This window comes from Kribbella catacumbae DSM 19601 (genome assembly GCF_000372465.1).
Taxonomy (GTDB): Bacteria; Actinomycetota; Actinomycetes; order Propionibacteriales; family Kribbellaceae; genus Kribbella; species Kribbella catacumbae.
Genome location: NZ_AQUZ01000023.1, coordinates 19,167 through 30,524, shown reverse-complemented (window position 1 = coordinate 30,524; position 11,358 = coordinate 19,167). Strand labels below are relative to the sequence as shown.

The 11,358-nt window shown below is 67.0% G+C and carries 7 protein-coding genes; 3 read left to right on the top strand and 4 right to left on the bottom strand.

Features of this window, described 5'->3' with window-relative positions; all coding sequences use genetic code 11:
* Positions 1 to 241: 241 nt before the first annotated feature.
* The 4 genes from A3ES_RS48050 to A3ES_RS0123060 form a co-directional block, all read right to left on the bottom strand.
* The gene (locus A3ES_RS48050) at positions 242 to 4,378 is read right to left on the bottom strand and encodes a LamG-like jellyroll fold domain-containing protein (RefSeq protein ID WP_020389212.1); all 4,137 of its coding nucleotides are present in this window, start codon (positions 4,376 to 4,378) and stop codon (positions 242 to 244) included.
* Between the two features lie 720 nt (positions 4,379 to 5,098).
* The gene (locus tag A3ES_RS0123070) at positions 5,099 to 6,091 is read right to left on the bottom strand and encodes an ArsR/SmtB family transcription factor (protein ID WP_020389210.1); all 993 of its coding nucleotides are present in this window, start codon (positions 6,089 to 6,091) and stop codon (positions 5,099 to 5,101) included.
* Between the two features lie 419 nt (positions 6,092 to 6,510).
* On the bottom strand, positions 6,511 to 6,810 hold the full coding sequence (locus A3ES_RS0123065) for a hypothetical protein (protein WP_020389209.1): 300 nt from the start codon (positions 6,808 to 6,810) through the stop codon (positions 6,511 to 6,513).
* Between the two features lie 22 nt (positions 6,811 to 6,832).
* A complete protein-coding gene (locus A3ES_RS0123060; protein ID WP_157630693.1) occupies positions 6,833 to 9,721 on the bottom strand; it encodes a helix-turn-helix transcriptional regulator in 2,889 nt (962 codons plus the stop codon).
* Between the two features lie 172 nt (positions 9,722 to 9,893).
* Here A3ES_RS0123060 and A3ES_RS0123055 point away from each other — a divergent pair, with 172 nt between their 5' ends.
* From A3ES_RS0123055 to A3ES_RS0123045, 3 genes are all read left to right on the top strand, one after another.
* Complete coding sequence (locus A3ES_RS0123055) at positions 9,894 to 10,220, top strand: YciI family protein (RefSeq protein ID WP_020389207.1); 327 nt, start codon at positions 9,894 to 9,896, stop codon at positions 10,218 to 10,220.
* Positions 10,221 to 10,288: 68 nt separating this feature from the next.
* Positions 10,289 to 10,855, top strand: a complete 567-nt coding sequence (locus A3ES_RS0123050) for a dihydrofolate reductase family protein (RefSeq protein WP_020389206.1) — start codon at positions 10,289 to 10,291, stop codon at positions 10,853 to 10,855.
* Entirely contained in the window at positions 10,852 to 11,352 is a 501-nt protein-coding gene (locus A3ES_RS0123045) for a hypothetical protein (protein WP_020389205.1), read from the top strand. Before A3ES_RS0123050 ends, A3ES_RS0123045 begins: the two co-directional genes overlap by 4 nt.
* Positions 11,353 to 11,358: the final 6 nt, after the last annotated feature.

Here is an 11,358-nt window from a genome sequence, read left to right as displayed (position 1 = left end):
AGCGCATGGCCGGCAACCTTGTTCGCCGGCAGGGGCAAAACCGGCACCGTGCTACCCGGGACGGAGCGATCCTGCTGTGGCTTGTGTGGCTCGACAACGACAGCGGCGGGATCCTTTGCAGTAGTTGCGGCGTCGGCCGGAGCCGCCGTTGACAGGACCAGTAGGCCACTGAGTAGGCCTGCCACCGTACGGCGGAAACTTTGGGCTGTGAATCTCATGACGAGTCCTCTCCAGTCCGGTGTCAGAGCACAGTGACGACGAAGCCGAGCGACCGGTCGAGGGTCTGGCCTTCGCAGTCGGGGTCCAGCGAATCGAAGCGTTCGGCGGTGGCGGTCCGGCAGCGGAACAGCTCCGCGGTCGCGGTCACCCCGTCCGGCGGCGCGGTCCAGATCGAACCGGTCGCCCGGACGACTGACTTGCCCTCGCAGGCACTGTCGGTGGAGCTGAAGGTGTCCGAGCCGTCACGGCAGATCATCAATGGGGTGGTGCCGCTCTGACCCCACATCGAGACGAGCCCCAGACCGCCCTCAGCCTGGTAGTCACCGCTGGTCGCGAACCCGCTGGTCAGGTGGTCTCCCTGCCCCCTCGACACGCTCCTGGTCAGCTTGTGGAAGGCGCCGGCGTAGCCCAGCAGGTACTTCGACGTGCCGCCTTCACAGTTCGGATCGTGGGTGGCGAAGAGCCGGCCGTTGCCGGGCTGCTGGCAGCGATAGATCGCGGCAGTCGGGAGGTTCGGCTGTGGCGCCGTGTACAAGTGACCCACGACTCCGAGCTTGGTGAAGCCCTCGCAGTTGGCCTGGGTGGACAGGAAGTACGAAACAGTGCTGACCCGGCATGAGTAGATCTCCTGGGTGCCCTCGGCACCGGCCAGGGCCATGACCCCCAGAGAACCCTCGAAGTGCATGTTCGGCGAGACCGGTCCGGTGGTGACGATGTGGTATCCGTCATAGCTCCAGTAGCGGCTCAGCTGTCCCATCCGGGCGGTGAGCCGCTGGGTCACCGGCTGGTTCATCTCAGCCGCGATCTGGTCGCTGGTGCGAACCCCCGTCCAGACGTGGACGTCGTCGACCATTCCGCTGAGGTGAGCGGTCGAGCCACCCTGGTTGCCCTGCTTGGCCCGTCCCAGGACGACATTGCCGGCCACGTTGGCAAGCACCTTCGCCGGTTGGCTCCCCGCCAACTGTCCGTTGACGTAAAGGCGCGCCTCTCCGGCCGCCACGTCGTACACGCCGGCCAGGTGTACCCATTCGCCGGCTCGAGCGGGCAACGCCGATTGGGCAGACAGCCAGCGCGGCGCGTCCGCGTCCTGCTCCGACAGAACGAACGCCCACTTCCTGGTGGACGGGAGATACTGCAACGCGAATCCCGACGAGCGTGGCCCTTCCTGGCTGAGGACCGTCTGGAACAGCGGTTTCGGTGTCCCGGGATCGTTGTCGGGATCGGCCTCGTCGAGGCGGGCAAGCGCGGTGACGGTGAAGCTGCGGTCGGTCCGGACAGCCGACTGGGACGTGGTCACAGCTCCGGTGCCATCGAACAGCAGCGATGACGTACCAACCTTGCCGGGCGGTCCGACCCAGGACACGCCGCCGGTGAGACTTCCGGGCCGGTAGTTGCCGGACACCTCCGAGGCAGTTGTGCCGGCACCGTCGTCGAGCGGCAAGAACAGTTCCTCGGTCGCCGGCACGGTCGCCAGATCGTGGATCTCACCGACCGAGAGCGACCGGTCGTAGGCTCGCACCTCGTCGATCGACCCGGGCCAGAAATCCGACGCCTGGCCCGACCACTTCGACCGGCCGATGGTGAGTGGTCCGTTCGCCGACCAGGCCGTCGTCGCAGGCGTCGTCGCCGACAGCCTGCCGTCGACGTACAGCCTCAACTCGTTGCGCCCGACGTCCCGTACGGCGACAAGATGAGTCCAGACTCCCACCGCGGCCGGCATGGCTGAGAGCACCCGCGCATGCGCGGTTCCGCCACCGTCCACGTCCGCGCTGAACATCGCGAACGCCCAATGACCGCCCGGCGTCGCCTGAAGCTGGAAACCACCGACCCGATTACCGTCCTGCGACACGATCGCCGGCCAGCCACCGACCCGGTCGAGCTTCGCCCACGCGGAGATCGCGAACGTTCTTGTCGTGTCGACGGTTCGCCCGTTGGTGGTCGTCACCTGGCCGGAGGTGCCGTTGAACCACAGCGAGTCGCCGTGCCGGCCGCTCTTCCAGGTCGCCCCCGCCAAGTTGAACGGCCCGTCGTGGTTCCGGGACGTCTGGTCGTAGACGACGCTTTCGTTGATGCCGTCCAGCGGCCAGTGCCCGACCGGTCCGGTGCCCTGCCCGACCAGGAAGTGGTACGCCGGAATCACCACTCCGGAACAGGTCGACTTGTAGATCGGCCCCTGATTCCCGGCCTTGTCGATCCCGCGGACGTACAGATCGGTGGGCTTGTCGTCGGCCGGAGTGAGCTGCACCGTCGCCTGACCGCCGGGAGCACTGGCCGGCACGTAGTCCGGTGTCTGGTCGTTGCTCAACCCGTACCTGAAGCCGACGATGTCCGTGACACCTTGGGCGTCGAAGGTGAACTGACCGGTGCGACCGATGCCGCCACCGAGGTCGCACTCGGGGTACGTCGTCGAGCTCACCTTCGGCGCCACGGCCGGAGCAGTCCGGTCGATCGTCACGTCGCACCAGGCGCCCCAGGGCCCACTGTCGGTGCCGTCGAAACCACGCACCCGGTAGGCCACTTTGGAACCGTCGGTATAGACACCCGCCGGAACGTCGACGGTGAAGGTGGTGCCAGACGACTGGTACCCGGTGACCCGTTCACCGAGCTTGCCACCGAAGCGGGTGTAGTACTCGAACTGTGCCCGAACGAGCCCACCGTCGGGATCGGAGACGACCGCGCCGAGGGCGGGCGTGGTGTCGTCGGTGTACGGCTCGTTGGGCTGGACGGCACACGGCTTGCCGGCAACGGTTTGACCGGCCGGCGCGTTCGGGATCGTGTTGTAGACGACCTTCAGCGTCGGGTTGGTGGCGAACTTCTTCCAGGCGAGCATCTCCCCCTCGTCCTCGGCCTTGAGCATCACTGTCGAGGTCGAGTAGCCGCGCCCGGCCGACCAGCTGACGATGCCGGTGGCGTTGAACCCGACCCAGTTGGCCGCGCAGTTGCTCCGGCCGTAGGCGACGTTCGCGGTACCGAGATGGATCCCTACCCCGGACCACCAGGGCTGGCTGTTCCAGGTCGTGCCCGGACCGACCGGGTCGGTACCCCACGCCTGGACCGGTTTGGCGGTGCAGGACGGGGCGTAGTTCTCAAAGGCGTTGAACTCCGCGCTGAGGATGTGCTTGCCCACCAGGGCCGCGGTGTCGTACTGGAAGTACGACCGGGCGGCACCGATGCCGTTGCAATAGTCCGGGACACCGCGGTAACACTGGCCGACTTTCGCAACACCATCGCCATCACCGCCCCAATAGGCGTTGGCCGGCTTACCCGAGAACACCATCGCGAAGCCTGTCTGGCCGGCGTGGAAGTCCGGATCGAGGTGCAAAGGGAACTTGGCAGCCGGATCGGTCAGCAGCGACTGATCCGGGACCAGGGTGACGGTCCCGGAGCCGAAGCTGAGCGCTCCGACGGCCCGGCGCGCCGGCGTACCGGAATCCCACATCATCGGCGCACCCGCACCGAAGACGAGCTTGCCGGAGCGATCGTAGACGCCCGTGTTCCCCTGCCGGTCCGACCGTCTGGCGAGGCCGTCGGTGGCGAACCCGAACGCGATGGCCCGCAGGGCAGCGCTGGTCGCCGCAGTCCGGTTCTTGACCACCAGAACCTTCGAAAACCCGTTGGCCGTCGCGCGCAGCCTCAGGTCAACCCCCGGCAATACCTCCGCGTACGTCGCCGTATCGCCGCTGAGCACAGGTTTCGGCAACGGCGCCGGCCACCTGATGATGATCTGTCCCGAACTGCTCCCCAAGCGCACCAGCGGCTGGTCGCCGCCACCGGAAAAAGTCACCGGCACGGTCGTGGCGGCCGGCCGCACCGAGCTGTCTTTGCCGAGACCGAGATTCGTGTTCACGGGGAGCCACCCGCCGCCACGGCGTACCCGGATGGGCTTGACCCTCAGCTCAGCTGTGAACGACCCGTCTGGGTTGGCGAACACATCCCGGCTCTCGGATCGCTGCGAAACCACCTCGACCCGGCGGCCAGACTGCCGGGCCTCGGCAAGTGCGCGACCTGCTGGGTCAGGCGGGGCCTGTGCGTCAACGAGCTGGCCGTTGCCCGCCGTCGCCGGATCGGCGGCGGCCGACGACGGAACGGCAAGTCCGCCCATCGCCAGTGACAGCGGCAATAGCAGGTTCAGTGCCCCCAGCACACGTGGTAGCTTCACGAGCCCTCCCAGCTCCGGATGGGATCGACCCATCCTGGTGCGATGTAGAACGCATCCCGGGAGGATGCTGCATCGGTGCCCTGTCACCGGCCTGTCTCGACCCTCTCGGGTTGATGCCGCGCCGAAGCGCCACCTCGAAATCCGTCACCCCGGTCGCCTCGCAGGGCAACAGCTGACCAGCCAGGCCAGGGACAGCCGGACGACAGCGGCAGAACAGAGCTGGTTGATAGAAAACCGGCATGCCGAAGGGCTGGGACATCAACGTCGATCAGATCGTCAAGGTGCTGCAAGCAACACAGCAGGAGGCCATCGGCTTCGAAGCGATCTCGACGAGCTACTCCTCCGCATTGCAGGTATCAACTCGGGGACGGAACCAGTCAACTCGACTGGATCAAGTTCGGTCGACTCGCCAACCGTTTCCTTCGCTGACTCATGGGCGACCGAGGGAGACTGCCAACCCCTCGGTGGACGGCTGGATGGACTGGAAGTTCTCGCAGGTCCCGGTGATCACGTCTCAGGCGACCAGCAGTTGCGACGGTGCCCGGCCAGGGTCGACTCGAGACTGTCGATCTGGATCTCGTGTGGTTGCCTACCGGGCTGCCAGAGTAGCGGTTCGGCGCCGGCCACCTGAGCGTCGTACCAGATACCGTCCTTGTTCCAGCCCTGAAGGTAGCCGAACCCGACCCTCGGCAGCGCGTACAGCTCGTTGCCGGAGGCAACCTATGTGTTGCGGTCCAGAAGTGCAAGTCCTAGCGGCGTCGCTTGGTGATTGACTGACCTGCCGTCGCGGCGGCTCTCCAGTAGTCCAGCACCGCGCAGCACCGCGGTTTGGTAGCTGGCTGCGCTCAGCGAGATTCCACAATGTGCGGCGACCTGAGTTGTCGTGCAGCCTTCCCGGGACAGCTCCAGCGTCAGCGCCCGCGACCTACCGATGGTTGCCGCCAGAGCGCGGGCACCCCTCGGTGCCTGTCCTGCTTGCGTCACGACCTCGAGCGGGCCCGTCTGGTCCTGGACTGGGTAGACCAGAACCGGCGCCAGTCCTTCATTCCGCAGCTTCGTCGGTGCATCCCAGCAGAAATAGGATGGCTGCAGACGGAGACCACGCCCGTCGAGGTAGATATCTCCCGCAGGGAAGTCGCTGAGTTCAAGCGCGGGCGGCCGCCAGCGGATGCGTGAATGCAGCCCGGCAAGCAGCCCGTCCACACCGTCTGCCGCAAGTAGCTCGGCTCGGATCCGATAGTCGGCGCGAATGCGAGCACGGATCTGCGGCCAATACGGCTCGATGGCGACGCGGTGATACCTCCGCACGAGATCGCCCAGCTGGATGAGTGTCTCTGATCGGGCTTCGGCCAGCTGTCTGACCCATGCCTTGGCAGGTTGAGGGGTAGCGAGCAGGGACAGGTCGCGCTTGATCACCTCGCTCGGCGCGGACAACATCTCGTCGATCGCCTCAGCTATGCAGGGCGAACCGCCAGCAGCCGCTGGCGTCAGGAAGTCGGGTGAGTAGCCCACTGGCGGTGCGAGCACCAGGAGCGAGCCCACGCTCTCCTGACTGAGATGACGATGCGTTCGATGGCGCCAGGAACCAAATTGCCCGAGACCATCCGAGACCTGCAGCATGTGGAGACTCAGGAGAACCTCCCAGAGCGGGTCCGGCTCCGCAGCTACCGTTACCTGGGCGAGATCGTCCGCGCTGAAATGGATCCGCAGCATCCTGGCCTCCACGTTTGGCATTTGAGCGATGCGGAAGGCTGCCTGTGGCGAACCCTGCCGACTACGGATTCCGGTCCGCGGCACTCCGGCAGACCACTGCGATTGTTCACGGCAGGTCTTTCGTGATCCTGTCTTGCGACTGTCGCGGTCCGGCGTCGCCCAGACGCGCTAGATGTCGCCCCGGGGGCGGGTCATCCTGCCCCGTCCCCGGGTTCCTATCGCTGCCGGAGGATGCGTTTGAACACCAGGACGACTTTGCGCCCGCCGGGACCGAAAGGCCGCCTGCTGGTGGGCAACACCGTCGAGTACGACCGAGACCGGATGGGTTTCCTGCGCCGCGCCAGCGCGGAGTACGGCGACGTGTTCTCCTTCGACAACCGCACGATCGTGGTGTTCGTGAGGCCGCTGAGCTGCTCCGCTCACCAGATGCGCGGCACTCCTGGAGCGAGCAGGAACTCGCCGAACGTCAGGGAGTGCCGGAGCCGTTTCCGGCGGTAAGGCGACGTGCTTTCGACGGCGATTCTTTCGCTGTGCTCGGCATAGATCTGAATGGCGTCGGAGCCTAGCGAGGGGATGTAGACATCCTCGGCGACGACAACGGCGACGAGTTCGTCAGCCTTGTCGCGGAAACCGCTCCAGAGCAGGTCGAGCATCTCGTCCTCCGCGATGTCATCGCCGACCATCTCCACCGAGATCTGGCCATCGACATCTTCGGCCATGGCGAAGGGCAGAAATCCACCCTCAGGTTAGGCCTTCGCGGAGGGCCAGGGCGGTTGCCTCGGATCGGGAGTTGACCATCAGCTTAGCGAAAACGCGGGTGACGTGCGCGCCCACCGTGTTGGGGGAGAGAAAGAGCTCCGCGGCGATCTGCCGGTTCGACAGACCGCGAGCGAGAGCACGCAGTACGTCGCGCTCCCGCGAGGTCAATCCATAGGCGCTGTCCTGCCGGGGGGTGTCTGCGAGTCCGGCTCGGGTGGCGAGGTCGTCGATGCGCGCGAGCAGCGTCACCGCTCCGAGCTCCTGCGCCAGCAGGCGGGCCTCGCGCAGGCGTGCGATCGCGCCGGCCCGGTTGCTGGTCGAGAGCGCGGCGGCCGCAGCGGAGGTCAAGGTCTGGGCGACCTGGTAGGGATTTCGGTTCCGCCGCCAGCCTTGGACCGCCGCATCCCAATCGGCGAGCCGGCTCGGTCTCGCATCTGCGCGGATGGTCAGGAGGTACGGCAGATGTCCGCGGCAGGGTTCGCCCAGCTTCTCGACGATGGTCAGCAGCTCTGCCCTCCGGGCACCGACGCGGGTCGCGATCGCCTGGTTTCTGGGCGCTGCCGCCTGCCGGGCCGTCTGCACCCGCATGCCGTCGAGCACGACCATGTACGCGTCGGCGGGGAACCAGACCTTGTTCGCGGCGAGAATCCGGTCGAGCGCCTTGTCGGCTCCCTCGGGATCTCCCGTCGCAAGGCAGATCTCGAGCTGAGCGAGCGAGGTGAACAGGGTGAACCGGATCGACAGTGGATTGCTGTCGGCGACGGTTCGGCTGATCTCGATCAGCTCGGCGGCGAGGGCCAACTCGCCGCGCGCCACGGCGAGCTCGGCCCGGAGCCCTCGCAGGGCGGCACCGAACAGCGGCGGTGGGTCATCCGCGAGTGTGTCGTCGAGAAGCCGGGCAGCATCGGCCCACTGGCCGACACCGATCTGTGCCAGCGCCACGACCATCGCCAGAGTGGGGCCACGCGAACGCCGCAGGCCGACCTGGTCCGCATACTCGTAGGCCGACTGCGCGATGGGTAGCCCCTCCTCCATCTCGTCGTCGGAGACCAGCGAGGAAGCCCACCAGGCCTGCACGGTGAGCAACGTGTGTTCGTCTCCCGCCGCGCGGGCATGGCGGATCGCCGCCGCGTAGTCCGGCCGAACCCGATCGAGGTCGCCCTCCAGGAGCGCCAGCCGAATCCGGCCGGCGTGGCTCCAGGCCAGTCCGATCTGGTCATCAGCCCGGCCGGCCAGCTCCGCGAGTTCATCGCAGTGCGCGGCAGCGTCCTCGAACCGTTCGGTGGTCGCGCCGACGTTGATCGCGTAGGTGAGCACGTAGCGGCGCACCTCGTCGTTCCGTCCGGGGGGAAACAGCGCGAGCGCCTCGCTGACCGCGTCCTGGCCACCGGCATCAAGCCGATTCCGCAATCGGGCCCGCATGCACAGCAGCACCGCCCGTCGTTCCGGATGAGTGGTGGCGTCGACCGCGGCGAGCGCCTCGTCGGCGTGGACCAGGCCCCGCTCGGTGTGGCCACCGGCGATCGCGGCCGCAACCGCTCGCCGAAGCACATCCACGCGCTCGGCGCCGATCAGTACGGCGGCTTCCGGTACGGCGAACCAGTGGTCGAGCACTGCCTCGAGCTGGCCGAATTCCATCCCGAAGGCCGTTCGTCCGTGGAGGATCCAGGACGCCTGCCATGCCGTGGTGAGCGCTTCCCGGGGCGCACCCGCCGCTGCCCAATGGCGAGCCAGTTCCGGCACCCGGTCCGGCCCGGTCAGGTCGTCGACGCCCGTCAGTGCCTCGGCGTACCGGCGATGGAGCACCCGCCGCTCGGCCGGCAGCAGATCGGTATAGACCGCCTCGCGGATCAAATCGTGGCGGAACGCGTAGCCGTCTGGGTCCACGATGATCTGGCCGTGCTCGACGAGCGCCCGCAGATCGTCGGTGAGTACGTCGCCCGGCAGGTCCACCACGATCCGAAGGACCGGGTCGGGTACCCCGGCCCCGGCCACCGCCATCACCGCGAGCACCTTCCGCAGCCGCGCGGGAAGGCGCGCCACGCGTTCGAGCAGCAGCTCGCGAAGGTTGGTCGCGCCGAGATCGGTCGCCCCGCTGAGTGACTCCACGAACAGCGGATTGCCGCCGCTGCGCCGGTGGATTACGGCCGCGAACCAGGGATCGACCGCCTTCCCGGTCAGCGCCGCGAGCTGCGCACCGACCTCGGCCCGGTCCAGCGGGCCGAGGTCGAGCGTCACCACGTCCGCCCGCCGGCGAAGCTCGCCGAGCGACTGGCGAACCGGGTGCCGCCGGCCGAGTTCCCCACTCCGGATCGTGCCGACGAGCAACAGCCCAGGGCCGGGCAGGTGGCGGGCGAGGTGGAGGAAGAGATCGCGGCTCGCGTCGTCGGCCCAGTGCAGATCCTCGACTACCAAGACGATCGGCCGATCCTCGGTCAGTCGGCCGACGAGGGCGACGAATTCGCTGAGCAGACGGCTACGCTCCGCCGCGGACTCCAGTTCGGTGAAGCGGAGTGACTCGTCCCGATCGGCCACCGCCGGACCGGATCCGGCCAGCCATTCGGCCAGCGCAGGGCCAATCCCGGCCCTTGGTCCCAGCTGGCGGACCAGGCGCCGCAACAGGGTGGTGAAAGCCGCGTACGGCAGGCCTGTCGTACCGAGCTCGAGGCAACCGCCGGTGAGGACCAGCGGGTCGCCCGGCAGCTCGTGCACCGCGGTCTCGACCAGGCGGGTCTTGCCGATACCTGCCTCGCCGGAGATCAGGGCCGTGACGGTCTGCTCGGCACCGGCCCGCTGGTACGCCGAACGGATCGTAGCGAGTTGCTCAGTACGCCCGATCAGCCGCGGACTGGCCATGGCCTGTCGCTGCACGTTCCCTCCTCTCCGATCATTCTGACCGTACTGGGGTCGTCTCCCGTAAGCCGGACGTGGTTGTCACCGATTCAGGTGATGCCTACTGCGTCTCCCCAGGCGAAGCTCGGCACGTCGCATCTCGCAAGCATCCAGAGATGCGGGGTCATGGCAACGAAATAAGGAGAGAGCAATGCCCGAGTTCGTCATCATGCTCTACGCCCCAGCACCCGCGGACCTGGCCGACATGCCGCCGGAAGAGCTGGCGGCCCACGAACGTCACGGCGCTGAGGCCGAGGAACTCGGAGTCAAGCTGCTGGCCGGTTATGCCTTGGAGGCCAGTACGACGGCCCGCACGGTCCGTGGCGAGACGATCACCGACGGGCCGTTCGCCGACACCCCGGAGGTGCTGTCCGGCTTCATGGTGATCGCGGCCCGCGACGCCGACCACGCCCTGGAAGTCGCCAAACGCTCCCCCGGCACCATCCGCGGCGCAGTCGAGATCCGCCCCCTGCTCTGACCTCGACCTTTGGCGTGCCGCAACCCAGAGTCCCACCTACCCATGAACCCCAACCGAAAGGCAGCGCTGTGCGCAAGATCATCAACTCCACCTACATCACCCTCGACGGAGTCATCCAGAACCCGCAGGACTGGCCGGCAACGGGCGGCTTCGGCGACGCTGGGAACAAGGTCCAGATCGAGCTCCTGGAACGATGCGATGCCGTCGTGATGGGCAGGCACACCTACGACAGCTTCGCGCCGGTCTGGTCCGCGATATCCGGCGACCCCCTCGCCGATCGCATGAACGCCCTACCGAAGCACGTCGTGTCCACGACACTTACCGACCCGAAATGGAACAACACCACCGTCATCGACCGCGATCCCATCCGCGCCATCCGCAGCCTCAAGGAGCAGCCGGGCGCGGACATCGTGCAGTACGGATTCGGGCCGCTGTCCCGCGCACTCCTGGCGGAAGGGCTTCTCGACGAGCTGCGACTGTGGGTGCATCCGTTCCTCCTCGGCAGCGGCACTCCTGACGATCTGCTCCACCGCCCGGGCTCGTCGGGATCGTTCACGCTGGCGGACACGACAACGCTGCCGAACGGAATCATCATCCTGACCCTCACCGCGAAGACAGGGCAGGAGGCGCAGTGACCTACGCCGGACTCATCAAACGGCTACGCACCCCGCCCGACTGGACCGCGCCAACAGTGTTGACCTACGAGGACATCAGGGCCGAGGCGATCACCCGTGACCACCTCACGGATGACGTGCGAGGGATCAACGCCAGCATCGACCTGATCCGCCGAACCCGAGGCGGAAAGTGGCCGAGCGGACCTGTGTCCGAAGACTTCAACTACGTCGATCTCGTCTGGCACGAATGCGAGTTCCGAGGGCACGACTCGTTCACTTACGCCATCTACTCCGACGAGCAGTATCTGGGCTGCTGCTACCTCTACCCGCTCGGCCTCCGGCAACCGCTCACCGAGAATCTGCTGGATCACGATGTCGACGTGAGCTGGTGGGTGACGCCCGATGCCTACGCCGCAGGTCAGTACACCAAGGTCTACCACGCACTCCGCCACTGGAGCGACACCCAGTTCCCGTTCAACAAGGTCCACTACTCCAACGCCGAGATCCCCGAGCTATGAACGAGT